Source organism: Streptococcus salivarius, from assembly GCF_002094975.1.
Lineage (GTDB): Bacteria > Bacillota > Bacilli > Lactobacillales > Streptococcaceae > Streptococcus > Streptococcus salivarius_D.
This window is the reverse complement of the sequence record NZ_CP015283.1, coordinates 543,109-562,854: the sequence shown is the minus strand read 5'-3', so window position 1 is coordinate 562,854 and position 19,746 is coordinate 543,109. Positions and strand designations below refer to the sequence as shown.

Here is a 19,746-nt window from a genome sequence, read left to right as displayed (position 1 = left end):
AACCAAATCGTTGTCAATATGTCTCAGTTACTTTCTTTGGATAAGTCCTCGAGCTATTAGTATTAGTCCGCTACATGTGTCACCACACTTCCACTTCTAACCTATCAACCTGATCATCTCTCAGGGCTCTTACTGATATAAAATCATGGGAAATCTCATCTTGAGGTGGGCTTCACACTTAGATGCTTTCAGCGTTTATCCCTTCCCTACATAGCTACCCAGCGATGCTCTTGGCAGAACAACTGGTACACCAGCGGTAAGTCCACTCTGGTCCTCTCGTACTAGGAGCAGATCCTCTCAAATTTCCTACGCCCGCGACGGATAGGGACCGAACTGTCTCACGACGTTCTGAACCCAGCTCGCGTGCCGCTTTAATGGGCGAACAGCCCAACCCTTGGGACCGACTACAGCCCCAGGATGCGACGAGCCGACATCGAGGTGCCAAACCTCCCCGTCGATGTGAACTCTTGGGGGAGATAAGCCTGTTATCCCCAGGGTAGCTTTTATCCGTTGAGCGATGGCCCTTCCATGCGGAACCACCGGATCACTAAGCCCGACTTTCGTCCCTGCTCGAGTTGTAACTCTCGCAGTCAAGCTCCCTTATACCTTTACACTCTGCGAATGATTTCCAACCATTCTGAGGGAACCTTTGGGCGCCTCCGTTACCTTTTAGGAGGCGACCGCCCCAGTCAAACTGCCCGTCAGACACTGTCTCCGATAGGGATAACCTATCTGGGTTAGAGTAGCCATAACACAAGGGTAGTATCCCAACAACGCCTCACTCGAAACTGGCGTCCCGAGGTCATAGGCTCCTACCTATCCTGTACATGTGGTACAGATACTCAATATCAAACTGCAGTAAAGCTCCATGGGGTCTTTCCGTCCTGTCGCGGGTAACCTGCATCTTCACAGGTACTAAAATTTCACCGAGTCTCTCGTTGAGACAGTGCCCAAATCATTACGCCTTTCGTGCGGGTCGGAACTTACCCGACAAGGAATTTCGCTACCTTAGGACCGTTATAGTTACGGCCGCCGTTTACTGGGGCTTCAATTCATACCTTCGCTATTGCTAAGCACTCCTCTTAACCTTCCAGCACCGGGCAGGCGTCACCCCCTATACATCATCTTACGATTTAGCAGAGAGCTGTGTTTTTGATAAACAGTTGCTTGGGCCTATTCACTGCGGCTGACCATAAGTCAGCGCCCCTTCTCCCGAAGTTACGGGGCCATTTTGCCGAGTTCCTTAACGAGAGTTCTCTCGCTCACCTGAGGCTACTCGCCTCGACTACCTGTGTCGGTTTGCGGTACGGGTAGAGTATAATTAACGCTAGAAGCTTTTCTCGGCAGTGTGACATCACTAACTTCGCTACTAAACTTCGCTCCCCATCACAGCTCAATGTTATAGATATAAGCATTTGACTCATATCACACCTCACTGCTTGGCCAGACACTTCCAATCGTCTGGTTTAGTTAGCCTACTGCGTCCCTCCATCACTATATACTCTAGTACAGGAATATCAACCTGTTGTCCATCGGATACACCTTTCGGTCTCTCCTTAGGTCCCGACTAACCCAGGGCGGACGAGCCTTCCCCTGGAAACCTTAGTCTTACGGTGGACAGGATTCTCACCTGTCTTTCGCTACTCATACCGGCATTCTCACTTCTATGCGCTCCAGCACTCCTCACGGTACACCTTCTTCGCACATAGAACGCTCTCCTACCATACCTATAAAGGTATCCACAGCTTCGGTAATATGTTTTAGCCCCGGTACATTTTCGGCGCAGGGTCACTCGACTAGTGAGCTATTACGCACTCTTTGAATGAATAGCTGCTTCTAAGCTAACATCCTAGTTGTCTGTGCAACCCCACATCCTTTTCCACTTAACATATATTTTGGGACCTTAGCTGGTGGTCTGGGCTGTTTCCCTTTCGACTACGGATCTTAGCACTCGCAGTCTGACTGCCGATTATATCTCGTTGGCATTCGGAGTTTATCTGAGATTGGTAATCCGGGATGGACCCCTCACCCAAACAGTGCTCTACCTCCAAGAGACTTAACATCGACGCTAGCCCTAAAGCTATTTCGGAGAGAACCAGCTATCTCCAAGTTCGTTTGGAATTTCTCCGCTACCCACAAGTCATCCAAGCACTTTTCAACGTGCCCTGGTTCGGTCCTCCAGTGAGTTTTACCTCACCTTCAACCTGCTCATGGGTAGGTCACATGGTTTCGGGTCTACGACATGATACTAATACGCCCTATTAAGACTCGGTTTCCCTACGGCTCCGTCTCTTCAACTTAACCTCGCATCATATCGTAACTCGCCGGTTCATTCTACAAAAGGCACGCTCTCACCCATTAACGGGCTCGAACTTGTTGTAGGCACACGGTTTCAGGTTCTATTTCACTCCCCTCCCGGGGTGCTTTTCACCTTTCCCTCACGGTACTGGTTCACTATCGGTCACTAGAGAGTATTTAGGGTTGGGAGATGGTCCTCCCAGATTCCGACGAGATTTCTCGTGTCTCGCCGTACTCAGGATACTGCTAGGTATAAAGACTATTTCGAATACGAGGCTATTACTCTCTTTGGCCTACCTTCCCAGGTAGTTCTTCTATAATCTTTAAGTCCACGTTGCAGTCCTACAACCCCGAAGAGTAAACTCTTCGGTTTGCCCTCTTGCCGTTTCGCTCGCCGCTACTAAGGCAATCGCTTTTGCTTTCTCTTCCTGCAGCTACTTAGATGTTTCAGTTCACTGCGTCTTCCTCTACATTACCTTAACAGTAATGAGTGACAGGCATTACCTGCCGGGTTCCCCCATTCGGACATCTCTGGATCATTGCTCACTTACAGCTCCCCAAAGCATTTCGTCGTTAGTCACGTCCTTCATCGGCTTCTAGTGCCAAGGCATCCACCGTGCGCCCTTATTAACTTAACCTTATTTTGGTCTTTCGACCTAACTCATTAAATATTCACAGCGTTTCGGTTTATTTTCTTGTTACTATCTATATGTAATTAATTACATATGGAATTTGATATAGATATTCAATTTTCAATGGACAATACTTGAATCTTGCGATTCAATGGAGCCTAGCGGGATCGAACCGCTGACCTCCTGCGTGCAAAGCAGGCGCTCTCCCAGCTGAGCTAAGGCCCCACAAGACCTCTCAAAACTAAATAAGAAACTCAAGTACATTCCGTTTTTCCTTAGAAAGGAGGTGATCCAGCCGCACCTTCCGATACGGCTACCTTGTTACGACTTCACCCCAATCATCTATCCCACCTTAGGCGGCTGGCTCCAAAAGGTTATCTCACCGACTTCGGGTGTTACAAACTCTCGTGGTGTGACGGGCGGTGTGTACAAGGCCCGGGAACGTATTCACCGCGGCGTGCTGATCCGCGATTACTAGCGATTCCGACTTCATGTAGGCGAGTTGCAGCCTACAATCCGAACTGAGATTGGCTTTAAGAGATTAGCTTGCCGTCACCGACTCGCAACTCGTTGTACCAACCATTGTAGCACGTGTGTAGCCCAGGTCATAAGGGGCATGATGATTTGACGTCATCCCCACCTTCCTCCGGTTTATTACCGGCAGTCTCGCTAGAGTGCCCAACTGAATGATGGCAACTAACAATAGGGGTTGCGCTCGTTGCGGGACTTAACCCAACATCTCACGACACGAGCTGACGACAACCATGCACCACCTGTCACCGATGTACCGAAGTAACTTTCTATCTCTAGAAATAGCATCGGGATGTCAAGACCTGGTAAGGTTCTTCGCGTTGCTTCGAATTAAACCACATGCTCCACCGCTTGTGCGGGCCCCCGTCAATTCCTTTGAGTTTCAACCTTGCGGTCGTACTCCCCAGGCGGAGTGCTTAATGCGTTAGCTGCGGCACTGAATCCCGGAAAGGATCCAACACCTAGCACTCATCGTTTACGGCGTGGACTACCAGGGTATCTAATCCTGTTCGCTCCCCACGCTTTCGAGCCTCAGCGTCAGTTACAGACCAGAGAGCCGCTTTCGCCACCGGTGTTCCTCCATATATCTACGCATTTCACCGCTACACATGGAATTCCACTCTCCCCTTCTGCACTCAAGTTTGACAGTTTCCAAAGCGAACTATGGTTGAGCCACAGCCTTTAACTTCAGACTTATCAAACCGCCTGCGCTCGCTTTACGCCCAATAAATCCGGACAACGCTCGGGACCTACGTATTACCGCGGCTGCTGGCACGTAGTTAGCCGTCCCTTTCTGGTAAGCTACCGTCACAGTGTGAACTTTCCACTCTCACACTCGTTCTTGACTTACAACAGAGCTTTACGATCCGAAAACCTTCTTCACTCACGCGGCGTTGCTCGGTCAGGGTTGCCCCCATTGCCGAAGATTCCCTACTGCTGCCTCCCGTAGGAGTCTGGGCCGTGTCTCAGTCCCAGTGTGGCCGATCACCCTCTCAGGTCGGCTATGTATCGTCGCCTAGGTGAGCCGTTACCTCACCTACTAGCTAATACAACGCAGGTCCATCTTGTAGTGGAGCATTTGCCCCTTTCAAATAAATGACATGGGTCATCCATTGTTATGCGGTATTAGCTATCGTTTCCAATAGTTATCCCCCGCTACAAGGCAGGTTACCTACGCGTTACTCACCCGTTCGCAACTCATCCAAGAAGAGCAAGCTCCTCTCTTCAGCGTTCTACTTGCATGTATTAGGCACGCCGCCAGCGTTCGTCCTGAGCCAGGATCAAACTCTCATTAAAAAATTTAATAATTGTTCGAGCGTTAACTCATTACCGTCGTCTGACGATTTATTCTTGTAAATTGACAGGTTATAATTTCTTCTATAACCCTGCACTTGGTTTCTTATTCAGTTCTCAAAGGTCTTTGTCTCTCTTAAGACAACTTCTATATTCTAGCAAATCTAGAATGCCTTGTCAACACTTTTTTTGAAGTTTTTTTACTTCTCGTGTCTGCTGTCTCTCGCGAAACAGCTTATTTATAATATCATCTCTGACCTGTCTTGTCAATAACTTGTATTGATTTTAATTTTCTTTTTTTATAATATTTTTAATAGTATTTCTTCTCTCGATTTATCTAAAAAAAGAAGAGTAAAACTCCTTACTCTTCTTCATCTTTATTTTTATTTTCAATTCTTTCTTTGACTTCATCGTAAGATAGGGCATGATTATCTTCTTCTGAATCTCCAAGAGAATCCTCCGGCATCTTACCAGTCTCATAAATTGACTTGATTTGTGCAGCATCAAGTGTTTCATACTTAAGCAAAGCTTCTGCAATGAGAGCATGTGTTTCTCGGTTTGCATTGATAATTTCAGCTGCTTTGTCATGTGCCTCAACTAAAAGTGATCGAATTTCTTCGTCAATAAGTTGAGCTGTATGAGCTGAGTAAGACTTATCTGTCGTAAATTGTCCTGGATTCATCGCATGATTACCCTCATATTGGACTGGTCCAAGTTTTTCGCTCATACCATATTCAGTAACCATTGCACGTGCTAACTGTGTTGCTTGCTCAAAGTCATTTGAAGCACCTGATGTTTGAACGTTGAAAATAATTTCTTCTGCAACACGTCCACCCATAAGACCTGCCAATTGTTCTTTTAGCTCATCTTTAGATGACAACATCTGATCCTCTTTTGGTAGAGAAATCATATAACCACCTGCGCGACCTCGTGGAACAATAGTAACCTTGTGAACATCACGAGCGCTAGAAAGTGTTAAACCAACAATTGTATGACCGGCTTCATGGTAAGCCACAACTTTACGTTCGTGTTCTGAAACTTGGCGGTCTTTCTTAGATGGTCCAGCAATAACACGATCCTCTGCTTCGTCGATATCACTAGCATCAATTTTAGTCTTACTACGTCGTGCAGCAACTAGGGCTGCTTCATTCAAGACATTCTCTAAGTCAGCTCCAACAAAACCTGGAGTTTGTTGAGCAACAACTTTAAGGTCAACATCTTCAGCCAATGGTTTATTCTTGGCATGGACTTTCAAGATAGCTTCTCGGCCTTTTACATCTGGGCGACCAACAAGAACTTTACGGTCAAAACGTCCTGGACGTAGGAGGGCTGGATCAAGAACATCACTGCGGTTGGTTGCAGCAATGACAATGATATTCTCATTTCCATCAAAACCATCCATTTCTATCAACAGTTGGTTAAGGGTTTGTTCACGTTCGTCGTTACCGCCGCCCATTCCAGTACCACGACGACGGCCAACCGCATCGATTTCATCAATAAAGATAATAGCACGTTCGGCCTTCTTAGCGTCTTCAAAAAGACTACGAACACGACTTGCTCCGACACCGACAAACATCTCTACGAAATCAGAACCTGAGATACTAAAGAAAGGAACATCTGCTTCACCAGCAACAGCTTTAGCAAGCAGAGTTTTACCTGTCCCTGGAGGGCCTTCAAGGAGAACACCCTTAGGGATACGTGCACCAAGTGCTTTATATTTACGTGGATTTTTGAGGAAATCTACGACTTCTACAAGTTCTTCTTTTTCTTCTTCCGCACCAGCCACATCTGTGAAACGAACTTTAATATTCTCTTTTGATTGAGTCTTAGCACGGTTGCGGCCAAAATTCATTGCACCGCGGTTACCACCTTGATTCATCATGAAAAGGAAGAAAATAGCAATCCCAATCAAAGGTAGGTAACTAAAAAGATATGAAATCCAAGCACCACTTGAACTTTCACGTATCATTTTAACATTAACATCAGCTGCTTCTGATGCTGACTGCAATTTCTGCATGGTTGTTTCATTCTGCAGCACAGTCGATGTAAAGCTACGTGTCTCTGATGATGCACTACCTAAAAATGGTAGACTAAGATCAGTATCAACCTTTTCGGCCTTTTTGTAGCTACCTTTAACTTCAATGATACTACCGTCTGGCTGATAAGTGATAGATTTTACCTTACCATCTTCAATTTTCTTAACCAACTGTGTGTAAGACAATTGTTGACTTGGGCTTTGGCTTCCTCCTGCAAAGTATTGTACTCCGGTTACAACCGCAATAATAACTATGATGTAGAGAAAAGCGTTCCGTAAGAAGCCATTATTATTTTTATTATTCATAAATTAATTAGACCTTTACTTATTTTGTATAAATTTCTTCTTTTAGGACACCGACATAAGGGAGGTTACGGTATTTTTCATCATAGTCTAGTCCGAAACCAACGATAAATTCATTAGGAACATCGTAACATACGTAATCTGCCTCAATATCAACAACACGACCTTCTGGTTTATCAAAAAGAGTTGCGATTTTGACTGAATTGGCTTTACGGTACTTGAACATATCTCGAAGATAAAGGAGCGTACGACCTGTATCAATGATATCTTCAATAAAGATGATATCTCGTCCTTCAACATTAGTGTCAACATCTTTAAGAATCTTTACTTCACCACTGCTGACAGTTCCACCACCATAACTTGAAACGACCATAAAGTCCATCTCAATATGGGTATCGATATGTTTGATAAGTTCTGCCATAAATGGAACAGCACCTTTCAAAACACAGACTAGTAGAGGATTTTTCCCCGCATAATCCTCTGTCAATTGTTGTCCTAGTTCTTTAGTTTTAGCTACGATATCCTCTTGGGAAAAGAGGAGTTTTTTAATGTCTTTTTCTAACATTTGGGTTCCCTTTCTCGAAGTCAATATTCTGTTATTATACCACTTTTACTTCAATCATCGTTATTTGAACATGGTATTTGATTAGAAATTCTTATAAATGACTACAGTGCCATAAAGTATAGCATTTTCAGGCCTTTTTTTCAAATAGAGACGCCCAGCAACATAAAGAAAAATAATCTGACCATCTTGTTCTCCTATAATGGCTTTTTGACGATCCTTCTCTAAAATCTTATTGTCTATAAATAGTCGTCTTAATTTTTTATGGTGACTACCAAGGTCAATCTTATCGCCTTCTTTTCTATGACGAATCACTATTGGGGAATCTGACCAAATACTAATAGTATCTGCGTTAGAAACGTCATTGAATTCTGAAAAACTCAAGGTATAATCCTCAAACTCAACAGATTTTCCAAATTCTAAGAGACAAGGAGGGGATAAAGAGATAGCCTCTTCTTTCCTTATTAGGAAAGAAGTCTGTGTTTTTACTAGTTCGTAACCATTTTTTAGGGGGATCTTTCCTGAAACATTTTTCCTTAGATAACTTATCAATTGATTAAATTGGCCTTTAGAAAGCTGTAAATCAGGAAAGGTATCTAAATAGTTCTGAAGAAGAAAGAGCTGGACAGCATCTGACTGTTGCTGAAAAACAGATAAATCAGTAATAGTAATATCCTTTGTTAACTCCCCTAAAGCTTGCTTCATAAGACCAATCTCCTCGGCTAAAAGACAAAGGTGCTCCTTAAATTTAGGATTTTCCTGAGATAAGGTAGGAAGATAGGTCAATCTGATGCGATTCCGAAAATAGGCTAGTGACGTATTACTCCTATCTTCAAAATGGAAAGTTACGGGAAGCTGATCTTTCGTAAGATGCAAAAAGGGACGAATAATCTGACCAGTGCCAAATGGTCTGATAGCTGAAATTCCTGTCAGGTGTCTTAAACGACTTCCTCTCAACAGTCTCATAAAAATCGTCTCTGCTTGATCATCTGCATGATGGGCTGTTACAAGAGCAGAGTAATCATAATCTTTCATGACCCGCTTAAAAAACTCATAGCGAAAGGTACGGGCAGCATTTTCTGAAAACTTTCCTGAGAAGGCACTATAGTGAAAAGGGACCTTATGTTCCTCTGCCCAATGACGTAAATACGCTTCTTCATGCTCCGACTCTTGTCGTTGTTTATGGTTAACGTGAGCAATCCCCAACTGAATATCCAAATCTTTTTGATGGTTATACAAAAAGTGCAGCAAACTCATAGAGTCTGCTCCACCTGATACTGCTACTAAAATTTTCTTGTGCTGGTTAAAATAACCCTTGGCTTGCATCATTTGCAACAATTTTTGTGTCATTATTTTAAAATTCCATAAACATCATCTGCAATTGAGGTGATTTTGTCATAGCCCTCTTTATCCGTAAAAATCGATAGAATAAAGGGAGAATCTGCATAAACAATAGCGGCGTCATGTTTAAAGTCGTAGGCATCACCAATTTTATGAGCGACGGGAACATCAATGTTTTTGGAAATACGTTCGCCATCATAGTCCGTACTTGAAAGATAATTGATAATATCTCCATTTTGTCTATAAACAGCCTCCATCAAAGTACCCGCGGCTCTAGCAGTCAACTCCTTTTTATCCATATTCCACGAAGTCGCTGCGGCTTTATCTACTGATTTTTGGAAGGCCTTGTCATACTGATTAGTTACATAATAACCTAATATATTTGTCGCTACATTATCTGAGTTTTGGGCTACAGCCTTTAACAGATTTTCCAAGCTGTAATTCTTATCATCAGGCATCTTACTAATCTTTCCAGAACCATCTGGATCATAGGCACCTGGAAAACCATTTACAGCAGAGGTATATTGATACTCATCTGATAATGATAATTTTTTTTGAGACAGACGTTCCTGTGCATAATAAAGTACTCCAAGCTTGGCTACGCTAGCTGCATACATGCTTTTTTCGTCATTGATAGCAGCTACTCGGTCCGTATCAAGCTGTTTAACATAAACTGAGATGCGCTCTTGATTGTTATACTTCTCATTAAGGACTTTTTGAACAGCCTCGATGCGATTGTCAATCCTTGACAAATCAGAAGCATTAATCCAACCCTCTCCGTCTACCAAATAGTAGGTCCCTGCATGCGTCTGAGCTGCTTGGCTAACCTTAATGGGTTTAAAACTAGCGAGTTTGGAGTCAGCTTTTTCAGTTCCTAAAACGTAAGGTTCTTTGTATACCGTTAAACCATCTTTAGTCCAGAAGGTCATATCTACTGTTTTTTGATTATAGATACTGTCGTCTACAATTGATTTCTGACTAGCCGCTACATAATCACCATCTTGAAGTTGGAAAACAGGCTCACCTTTAGCATTCCAAAAAATAGCAGAAATCGATAGTTTGGTATCCGCTTGGATACTGGTTTTAAATTCTGTTAAATCCTTGTTCTTATAAGTTAGGATAGTTGTTATCGTTCTTGGGTTTTTAGGAACCTGTTTAAATTGAGTCAAGCTAGCTGTAGTATTTTGAGTCAATTTTTGGACCTGTTTTGGGGTCAGAGTTAGCTCCTTCTCCATAGGAAGTAGGACCAGGGGGCTAGAAGATACAAGCACAACAGTTGCAGCTATTAAGAGCTTTTTCATGCTTGCTTCTTCACCTCCTCTTTCCTCGGTAATTCCGTTTTAAGTTGCTGATTTTTTTCTGATAGTTCCTCTAACTTGGCTTCTGAATAGGTTAAAAAAGTTTCTACAGTTTTTAGTAAATCTTTCATTAGGGTAATAAGCTTGGTACAGGATAGATTGACTCTCCTTCACGTGAATAATAGTACTTAGCACGCGCATATTTCTCGGCGAAAGCATCATCCTTAAGTTTCTTAGCCAAATCCTTTCGTTCCTTTGTCTGATCCGACAATTTATCATAGTCTTTCTGAAGCGACAAGACTTCCTTCTCTTGCTGTTTGATATTCATATAGGTCTCAACCAAATTATAGGTTGGCAAGATAAAGAGTAAGACAACCACAAAGAGAATCCACCCCATAAAGCGATTCCTTTGTTCGTGTTCGGCACGCTCTAATCGTTGCTCTTGATTGGCATTATCAATGTAATCGTTCGTAAGCTGTACAATATTAGGCTTCTTGCTCATCTGCTTCAATCCTTGTTTCACTTATAATCTCGTACATTTTTGCCGCATCTTCTTTTTTAGTACTGTCTTTCATTTCTAAAACACGGACAGTTAGAAGTTTATTTCCAAAACGAACTTCCACTTGGTCACCAATTTTTAAATCTGTAGATGACTTAGCGAGTACTCCATTTACTTTTATACGTCCTTTATCAGCTACTTCTTTAGCAACTGGACGGCGTTTGATAATTCGTGATACTTTTAAATATTTGTCTAATCTCAATGTTACTGTTTCCTTTTCGTTAGGATATCTCCTCTATGATAGCATTTTTTTGAGAAAATAGGGGACTAAAGCCTTTTCAAGTACAAAAATAAGAGGATCGACACTAGTCGACCCTCTCAGGAGATTTATGAAAAAGAAAAGTTTTAGGATGTTTTATAGTATAGAGAAACTTACTTAAACTTTCCTTAAGCTTCTTTTTTTTCTTTACGTTCTTTGATTTCCATAAATGTCTGTCCAAAAATCTTTAATTCTTCAAGAATCTCATAGTCTTTCTTGTTACGAACATCAAAAGTAATCTCTACTTTCCCCTGATTATCACTGATTTTTGCTTTTAAATGCGTTTTAGAGATAGCTTCGAAATAGTCTTGAGTCAAGAAGAATTTAAGAGAGGCTTTTTCGAAACGAACAATAATAGTATCGTTCTTACGCTCGACTAATTCTGCAAAGGCAGCATCCAAATAGGCCTTAACCAGACCAATCTCAATGAGATAGGCAACTTGGTCTGGATATTCTCCAAAGCGGTCAATAAGCTCATCTTGAAGGTCTTGATAGTCTTTCTGATTCTCAATTTCTCGAATACGCTTATAAATTTCAATTTTTTGGCGCTCGTCAGAAATATAGTCAGAAGGGAGGTAAGCATCAATCTGAAGATTGAACTCTGCATTTCCTTTACGTCGAACTTGAGTTTTACCTTGACGTTTATTGATAGCCTCTTCCAAGAGTTGTGAGTACATTTCAAACCCGACTGAGTCGATGAATCCACTTTGAGAAGCACCAAGAATGTTCCCGGCACCACGAATTGATAAATCACGCATGGCAATTTTGAAACCTGATCCCAGTTCTGTAAAGCCCTTAATAGCATCCAATCTCTTCTCAGAGACTTCCGTCAACACTTTATCAGGACGATACATGAGATAGGCATAAGCAATTCGATTACTACGCCCCACACGACCTCTCAACTGATAAAGAGTAGATAAGCCCATATGATCTGCATTCTCAATAAAGAGAGTATTAACATTGGAGATATCAATCCCTGTCTCGATAATAGTCGTTGCTACCAAAACATCGTAATCACCATTCAAGAAATCCAAGAGGGTATTCTCCAACATAACCTCACTCATCTGACCATGAACAAATCCGATACGTGCTTCAGGGACCAGCTCATGTAGTTCAGAAACTTTTTGATCAATGGTTTCAACACGATTATAAACATAAAAAATCTGGCCGCCTCGGTCCATCTCTCTTAATATCGCTTCTCGAATAAGACTAGGATTGGTTTCCATAACATAAGTTTGAACTGGATAACGGTTGGTAGGTGCTGTCTCAATAATCGACAAATCACGAATACCTAACATAGACATATGAAGCGTACGAGGAATAGGTGTCGCAGTTAGAGTAAGGACATCAACCTTAGCTTTCAACTCCTTAAGTTTCTCTTTATGCTTCACGCCAAAACGTTGTTCTTCATCAATTACTAGCAATCCTAAATCAGAAAACTTAACATCTTTGGACAGCAGGCGGTGAGTACCAATAATAATATCAATACGCCCTTTAGCTAGATTTTCAATAGTCTCATTTTGCTCTTTTTTACTTCTAAAACGACTGAGTTCATCTACCTCAACAGCATGATTTTCAAAACGTTCTTTAAAATTCAAATAGTGCTGATGGGCAAGAACTGTTGTAGGAACTAGGATAGCAACTTGCTTTCCATCATTGGCCACCTTGAAGGCAGCACGCATAGCTACCTCTGTCTTACCAAAACCAACATCCCCCACCAAGAGACGATCCATGGGTTTGTCTGACTCCATGTCTACCTTAATTTCCTTGATAGAACGCAATTGATCCTCTGTCTCAGCATAGGCAAAATCATCTTCGAAATCCCTTTGGTTATCATCATCTGGTGAAAAAGCAAAACCTTTAAGTTGACTACGCTCAGCATAAAGTTTTAAGAGATCATCGGCAATATCCTCTACTTGCTTGCTTACTTTTTGTTTAGTCTTTTGGAAACGCCCATCATTGAGTTTATTAATTTTAGGCTCTTTTCCGTCCGCTGACACATACTTAGAGAGACTCTCAATCTGCTCAACAGGTAGAGAAATTGTTGCCGCATCCTGATATTGGATGGTCAAGTAGTCACGATGCACCCCTTTAATCTCAATAGTCTCAATACCTTTAAATTGACCGATACCATGAGTCTGGTGTACAACATAATCACCTTTTTCAAGTTCATTGTAATCTTTGAGACGCTCAGCATTGGAAACGTGACTGGCACGCGCACGACGTTTTACTTTTTTATGAAAAATCTCACGTTCAGTGACAAGAACAAGCTTTTCATCCGCAAAGTAAAAACCATTGGATAAGTTACCTAAGACTAACTGAGGCTTATGAGGTATCAAATCTCCAAAACTACTAAGGGGTAAATCTAAATCATATTCTTCCAAGGTTTCCTTCAAAGATTTGAGCTGCTTCTCAGACCCCACTTGTAAAATAACTGTTGCCTTATTCTTGGTATAGCGATGTATTTCATCAACTAGAAGTGGGAACTGGTTAAAGAACTCCTGCATAGGGTATTGCGTGAATTGATACAACTTATCAAATTTAAGATTTCCCAATCCCTTATGAAAATTCGAAAAGAAACTAGCTGGCTGATAGTTACGTAAAGTCTTAAATGAATCCACTAAGTAATTTAGATGACTCAGAGACTTGCCCTGGTGAAGATCCTCAGTTAAAAGATTAGCCACCTCCAACTCAAGACGTCCATTGCGGTCCACTATCTTTTGAAAATCATCAATGAATACAGGAGCTTCCTTTGGAAGGTAGTCAAATAAGGTGTAAGCTTTATCATAAAAGAGAGATAAAAACTTACGCAAATCTTTATGACGGTAACCATCAATCGTAACCGACAGAACCTCCTCAAGGTAAGCCTTATGAGAACCTTCTGCCTTTGAGACCGCACTTTCTAGGGCCTTCTCAGCACGTTGGTAGTCTTCTCTTGTTAAGATAATATCATCTGCCGGTGATACGATAACATGCTCTAAATTGTCTAAAGATTTCTGACTATCGCTATCAAACTGACGAATACCATCAATCTCGTCTCCAAAAAATTCTAAACGGTAGGGGAGTTCTGCAGTCAGTTCATAAATATCTAAAATATCGCCTCTACGACTGAACTCACCAGGTGAGAGAACTTGCTCTACCCTTTGGTATCCAATATGAGTCAGATGCTTACTGAGAGCCTCTAAATCATGTTCCTCCCCTAGTGTTAAGTCAATGCGAGAGTCTTTATAAACCTCAGGATTCGGCAAATGTAACTTAGTACCAACTAAACTCGTAACCAAGATTCCACTTGCCTCTTTATCTATTAAAAAGTTAAGACTTTCGAGACGAGAATGGGTCTTTTCTGGAGAAGCGAAGATAAACTCTGCAGCTACTACATCATCTGCAAAAAAAGAATAAACCTTATCCTCTCCTAAGATAGCTGACAAATCTCCTGTTAGTTGCTCAGCTTCATTTTGTGTTGAAGTAACGATTAGGATCTTGGGAACCTGCTCAGAAAGGGAAGATGCCATGACAACTGCCTTGCTGGAACCAGAAAATCCCATGACCAACTGCCTACTCAATAAGGTTACTTTATCACGCCACTCAAGCAATTGATGATTCTTCTCAAAAAGATCTAATAGGGTATTAGCCATTATAACGCCTCATAGTGTCTTCGAAATCATTTGTTTTAAGGTAATGATTTAGGGCCGTCTCTACCTTGTCTAAAGTCAGTAAAATTGTGGCATAATCATCTTCACTAAATTTTCCAAGGACATGATTAACGACCGTCATTCCTTTCTGTGGGCGACCAATACCAATTTTTATACGGTCAAATTCTTGAGTGCCAGTTTCAGCAATGATAGATTTAATCCCATTATGACCACCTGCTGAACCTTTTTGACGAAAGCGCAATTTTCCAACTTCCATATCTAAGTCATCGTAAATGACGATAAAATCCTCTATAGGAATATTGTAATAAGCTAGTAATGCTCTAACAGCTAGACCTGATAGATTCATAAAGGTTGTTGGTTTCACAAAATAAACCTTCTCACCATTTAAAAAGGTCGAAGTCACTTCAGCCTTAAAGGTCTTTTCTTCAGAAAAAGTTAATCCTAGTTCCTTAGCCATCAGGTCAATGGCCATAAAACCAACATTGTGACGTGTCTCATGGTATCTTGAACCAGGATTTCCCAAGCCAACTACTAATTTTGTCATTATTTCTCCTCTTTGATAAACAGCAAAAGGACTGAAAAATACTTTTCAGTCTTGTGCACTATTTTTTATTTTCTAAACATTGAAACGGAATTCCATGATGTCGCCATCTTGAACAACGTATTCTTTTCCTTCTTCACGAAGGCGACCAGCTTCCTTAACAGCTTTCTCAGAACCATATTTAATGAGATCATCGTAAGACATGGTTACAGCACGGATAAATCCTTTCTCGAAGTCAGAGTGGATAATTCCTGCTGCTTGTGGAGCCTTGATGCCTCGTTTAAAGGTCCAAGCACGCACTTCTTTCTCACCAGCAGTAAAGTAAGTTCCTAGACCAAGCAAATGATAGGCTGCGCGTGTCAGTTTATCAACTCCTGATTCTGTCAAACCAAGGTCTTCCAAGAACATTTCTTTGTCTTCATCATCCAATTCAGAAATTTCTTCCTCAACACGTGCCGAGATAACAACTACTTCTGCATTTTCAGTCGCTGCAAACTCACGAATTTGTTTGACATAGTCAATATCATCAGGATTTGCGACTTGGTCTTCATCAACGTTAGCCACATAAAGTACTGGTTTTGTTGTCAAGAGGAAGAGTCCCTTAACAATTTTTTGCTCTTCCTCAGTAAAATCAATCGTACGTGCAGACTTACCATCTTCTAGAACAGGTTTAATCTTTTGAAGAATATTAAACTCTGCCACAGAATCTTTATCTTTTTGTGTACGCGCAATTTTTTCGACACGCGCATAACGTTTGTTAATTGATTCAAGGTCAGCCAAAATCAATTCTAGGTTGATTGTATCGATATCAGCCATAGGATCTACAAAGGCATCCTCACGCCCTTGTTCACGCATAACATTTTCATCATCGAAAGCACGAACCACATGGACAATCGCATCTACTTCACGAATGTTCGCCAAGAACTTATTTCCAAGACCTTCACCCTTTGATGCTCCTTTTACGATACCCGCAATATCTGTGAACTCAAATGTGGTTGGAACAGTCTTTTTAGGGGTAATAAGTTCAGTCAGTTTCGTCAAACGCTCATCTGGTACCTCAACCATTCCGACGTTTGGATCAATTGTCGCGAAAGGATAGTTAGCAGCTTCCGCACCCGCTTTTGTAATTGCATTGAAAAGAGTTGATTTACCAACGTTTGGCAAACCAACGATACCTGCTGTTAAAGCCATTAATTTATTTCTCCATAAAAAAGTAATTCAGTTAATTATAACACAAAAATTGTTAAAAATAGGCAACTTCCCTTTGAGAATCATAAAAAGGAAAGCAAGGCAAAAAATGCTATAAAGAAGATGATTGGGGACTCTAGAAAGTTTTTATATTGCTAGTAAACTAATTTTCTAAAGACAAGAACCGCCTTATACGGACTCCCCAATGTCTGTTATAAAACCTTCTTAAGTTTCTTTTCGAAATCATGACGACTCATCATAACCACATGATCACAATTCGTACAACGGATCTTAATGTCAGCCCCAAGACGGGTCACTTCCCATTCATTAGCTTTTTTTCCTGTTGCTTTGATGGTACAAGCATGTGGTTTTTTCATTTCAACTAAACTTCCAATTTGGTACATAAACTCCCTTTCTAGTAAAAAAGTTATCCACAGTGGATAACTTTTTCGATTTTAGTTTGTTCTTACAGGTGTAATCAATTGAATAAAATTCTCACTGTCATCTGCTGGCGTCAAAGTAAATGGACGCACTGGTGAAATGAAACGTACACGGACAGTCTCACTCTTAAGAGCTTTCAAAGCATCTATTAGGTAGGTTGGGTTGAAACTAATGACCAGATCACTACCAGAAACATCTTGCACATCAATATCCTCATTCACCTTTCCGACTTCTGGTGAATTAACATGGGCACTGACACTGCCATTGATGATTTCGAGTTTGACGGTACCACTTTGACTAGCATTAGAAATCAAATATGAACGTTCCATAGCAGAACGAAGGCTAGCTGTCTCGAAAACAACTTCTGTTTCAAATGAATCAGACAAGAGACGATTCGTGTCTGGATAATTTCCTTCAAGTAGACGTGTATAGAAAGAAATTGTTTCACTACGGAATAGAATTTGATTTGCTGAGAAGAAAACCTCTATGTTTTCAATATCATCGCTAAAGACTGCCGATAATTCTTTAAGTGAGCGACTTGGGATTACAACATCAAAGTTATCTGCAGAATGCTCCAAAACAAGTTGGCGTTGGCTCATACGGTGAGAGTCAGTTGCTACAGCTTTGAGATCTTTATGATTTGAAAGAACGAAGTGAACACCGGTTAAAATTGGACGACTTTCTTGTGTGCTTGCTGCGAATGAAGTTTCAGCAATGATAGATTTTAACACTTTTGTGTCCATGAGTAATGGCGTCAAGCTATCAACTTCCTGAATACGGGGATATTGTTCGACATCTTTCCCTTTCAAGGTAATTTCTGATTTACCACTCTTCAGTAAAACTTGGTATTGTTCGATTTCTTCAAAAGTAAGGGTAACATCAGGCAAGCTTGAGACAACATTAATGAAAAAGTTGGCTTCCAAAAGGATACTACCTGGTTGTGTAATTAATAGGCCTGCATTTTCTTCTGAAACTGAGATACTATTTTCAATTGAGATTTGCCCATTTGATCCTGTCAAATAGATACCATCACTGGTAACTTCGATTTTAATCGTTGATAGAATTGGGATAGCATTTTTAGAAGAAATAGCACGGCGAGTTGTATGAAGTGCTTGTAAGAAATAAGCTTTATTAATCGCAAATTGAATCATGATGCTCCTTTATTTTATTAGTATTATTTTAGTAGTAGTAGTAGGTCTTGTGGACACTGTGCATAAGTCTACAAAACATAGTTTTATCAAGGCTTTAAACTTGTGCACAGCCTGTGGAAAAGTTTGGATAATTTTTAATAGTTATCCACAAGTGTCATTTTATCTTGTTTTTGATGGTATCAATTTCAATGCGTAAACTGTCATCTTGAGCAATCATATTTTTGATTTTATTGTATGCATGTAGGACAGTTGAGTGGTCTCTTCCGCCAAATTCTTTTCCAATTTTTGGAAGGGAGTTATCAGTCATTTCACGCGCAAGATACATGGCTACCTGACGTGCCAAGACAATATTTTGTGTTCGTTTAGTTGCCTTGATCTCTTTTACAGTGACATTATAAAATTTTCCTACCTCAGTTTGGATATCCTCAATCGGAATAAGAGTTAACTTAGGACCATCCATTTTACGTGCGCGAATGGCTTCAGCAGCTACTTCAACTGTGATAGTATCTAATTGGCGAACATTGGCAACTAAGCTAATATCTTTTAAGGCTCCTTCTAAGTCACGGACATTTGAATCAAATTGGCCAGCTAAATACTCAATTGTTTCAGGAGGAAAATGATAATCATAGTCCATAATCTTATTAGTAAGAATGGCCACTCGCGTTTCAAAGTCAGGTGGTGTGATGTTGACGGTTAACCCCCATTTAAAGCGCGTGACAAGACGCTCTTCCATCTCGTTCAATTGATCTGGATTACGGTCGCTAGTCAGGACAATTTGTTTATTATTATTATGAAGGACATTGAAAGTATTGAAAAATTCCTCTTGAGTGGCTTGCGTTGATTTTTTAGCCAATGATTGAATATCATCAATTAAGAGAACGTCCAGATGACGGTATTTAAGTTTTAGTTCATCCATTTTATCTAAACGGATATGGACAACAAATTCATTAATGAAATTCTCTGCAGTAATGTATTTGATACGTGCTTGAGGATTATCATGTAAGACCTTGTTACCAATGGCATTGAGTAAGTGAGTTTTTCCGAGACCAGGTCCTCCATAAATAAATAGAGGGTTATACGTAGCTCCTGGTGAATCAGCTACAGCTAAAGATGCAGCAACTGACCAACGGTTTTCATCTCCCTGAATAAAATTATCAAAGGTGTACTTACTATTTAAGTCAGAGTCCAATGTAGGAAGAGCAGGTGTTTGCTGTTCCTTTTTATTGCCAAAGTCATTGTTTGTTACAGTTGAATTTGCCTCGTTTAAGAGTGCTTCGTCAAAGACGTACTCAACTTTGATTTCACTATTATAGGCTTCAAAACCAGCCATCAAAATGAAAGATTGCATATTCTTTTCCCAGAATAGCTTTTTGACTTCCTCAAGCAGAATTGTAGCAACGTTATCTTGAACTTTGATGAGCTTGGTATCTAGGACATAATAATCAAAAGTGGCTTGTGTTAGTTCCTCTTTGGCCAGCTCTAAGAGCTTATTCCAAAAAAAATGCTCTTTTTCGGTCATTCCATCAATTCTCCTTCTTTATTCTTGTTCTCTGATTCTATCATAAAACAAAAAAGTTTTCCACAGGTCCGGAGATAAAAGTTCCTTAAGTTATCCACAAGCTAAAAAAAGGCAATTCACATTGTGCACAAGAGTTATCCAC

At 40.8% G+C, this 19,746-nt stretch carries 13 protein-coding genes, 1 tRNA gene and 2 rRNA genes; all 16 read right to left on the bottom strand.

The window, feature by feature from the left end; translation table 11 throughout:
* Positions 1–36 precede the first annotated feature (36 nt).
* A 23S ribosomal RNA gene (locus V471_RS02880) occupies positions 37–2,936 on the bottom strand.
* A gap of 146 nt (positions 2,937–3,082) precedes the next feature.
* Positions 3,083–3,155: transfer RNA gene (locus V471_RS02875), tRNA-Ala, on the bottom strand.
* A 54-nt stretch (positions 3,156–3,209) separates the two neighbouring features.
* Positions 3,210–4,757: ribosomal RNA gene (locus V471_RS02870) — 16S ribosomal RNA — on the bottom strand.
* Together the 16S and 23S rRNA genes with 1 tRNA gene alongside form the textbook arrangement of a ribosomal RNA operon.
* Positions 4,758–5,115: 358 nt before the next feature.
* Positions 5,116–7,095 carry an ATP-dependent zinc metalloprotease FtsH gene (gene ftsH / locus V471_RS02865; protein WP_049553502.1) on the bottom strand — a complete coding sequence of 660 codons (1,980 nt, stop codon included), beginning with the start codon at positions 7,093–7,095 and terminating at the stop codon, positions 5,116–5,118.
* 19 nt (positions 7,096–7,114) lie between these two features.
* Complete coding sequence (gene hpt / locus V471_RS02860) at positions 7,115–7,657, bottom strand: hypoxanthine phosphoribosyltransferase (protein WP_084871089.1); 543 nt, start codon at positions 7,655–7,657, stop codon at positions 7,115–7,117.
* An 81-nt stretch (positions 7,658–7,738) separates the two neighbouring features.
* Positions 7,739–9,004, bottom strand: coding sequence for a tRNA lysidine(34) synthetase TilS (gene tilS, locus V471_RS02855; RefSeq protein WP_084871088.1), 1,266 nt, complete (start codon positions 9,002–9,004; stop codon positions 7,739–7,741).
* The gene (locus tag V471_RS02850; RefSeq protein WP_084871087.1) at positions 9,004–10,296 is read right to left on the bottom strand and encodes a serine hydrolase; all 1,293 of its coding nucleotides are present in this window, start codon (positions 10,294–10,296) and stop codon (positions 9,004–9,006) included. Before V471_RS02850 ends, tilS begins: the two co-directional genes overlap by 1 nt.
* Complete coding sequence (locus tag V471_RS02845) at positions 10,293–10,424, bottom strand: SP_0009 family protein (protein ID WP_002883955.1); 132 nt, start codon at positions 10,422–10,424, stop codon at positions 10,293–10,295. The genes V471_RS02850 and V471_RS02845 overlap by 4 nt, the downstream gene beginning before the upstream one ends.
* A complete protein-coding gene (locus V471_RS02840; RefSeq protein WP_002886276.1) occupies positions 10,424–10,795 on the bottom strand; it encodes an FtsB family cell division protein in 372 nt (123 codons plus the stop codon). The genes V471_RS02845 and V471_RS02840 overlap by 1 nt, the downstream gene beginning before the upstream one ends.
* Positions 10,779–11,054, bottom strand: a complete 276-nt coding sequence (locus tag V471_RS02835; RefSeq protein ID WP_002883975.1) for an RNA-binding S4 domain-containing protein — start codon at positions 11,052–11,054, stop codon at positions 10,779–10,781. The genes V471_RS02840 and V471_RS02835 overlap by 17 nt, the downstream gene beginning before the upstream one ends.
* 185 nt (positions 11,055–11,239) lie before the next feature.
* Positions 11,240–14,746 (bottom strand): transcription-repair coupling factor, encoded by a 3,507-nt coding sequence (gene mfd / locus V471_RS02830; RefSeq protein ID WP_084871086.1) that lies wholly within the window; start codon positions 14,744–14,746, stop codon positions 11,240–11,242.
* Positions 14,739–15,308 (bottom strand): aminoacyl-tRNA hydrolase, encoded by a 570-nt coding sequence (pth, locus tag V471_RS02825; protein WP_084871085.1) that lies wholly within the window; start codon positions 15,306–15,308, stop codon positions 14,739–14,741. Before pth ends, mfd begins: the two co-directional genes overlap by 8 nt.
* Before the next feature lie 72 nt (positions 15,309–15,380).
* Positions 15,381–16,496 (bottom strand): redox-regulated ATPase YchF, encoded by a 1,116-nt coding sequence (gene ychF, locus V471_RS02820; protein WP_002883967.1) that lies wholly within the window; start codon positions 16,494–16,496, stop codon positions 15,381–15,383.
* 209 nt (positions 16,497–16,705) lie between these two features.
* Positions 16,706–16,897 carry a DUF951 domain-containing protein gene (locus V471_RS02815; protein WP_002886272.1) on the bottom strand — a complete coding sequence of 64 codons (192 nt, stop codon included), beginning with the start codon at positions 16,895–16,897 and terminating at the stop codon, positions 16,706–16,708.
* A gap of 51 nt (positions 16,898–16,948) precedes the next feature.
* Positions 16,949–18,085 carry a DNA polymerase III subunit beta gene (gene dnaN / locus V471_RS02810; RefSeq protein ID WP_002886270.1) on the bottom strand — a complete coding sequence of 379 codons (1,137 nt, stop codon included), beginning with the start codon at positions 18,083–18,085 and terminating at the stop codon, positions 16,949–16,951.
* A 154-nt stretch (positions 18,086–18,239) separates the two neighbouring features.
* Positions 18,240–19,604 carry a chromosomal replication initiator protein DnaA gene (dnaA, locus tag V471_RS02805; protein ID WP_049553505.1) on the bottom strand — a complete coding sequence of 455 codons (1,365 nt, stop codon included), beginning with the start codon at positions 19,602–19,604 and terminating at the stop codon, positions 18,240–18,242.
* Positions 19,605–19,746 lie beyond the last annotated feature (142 nt).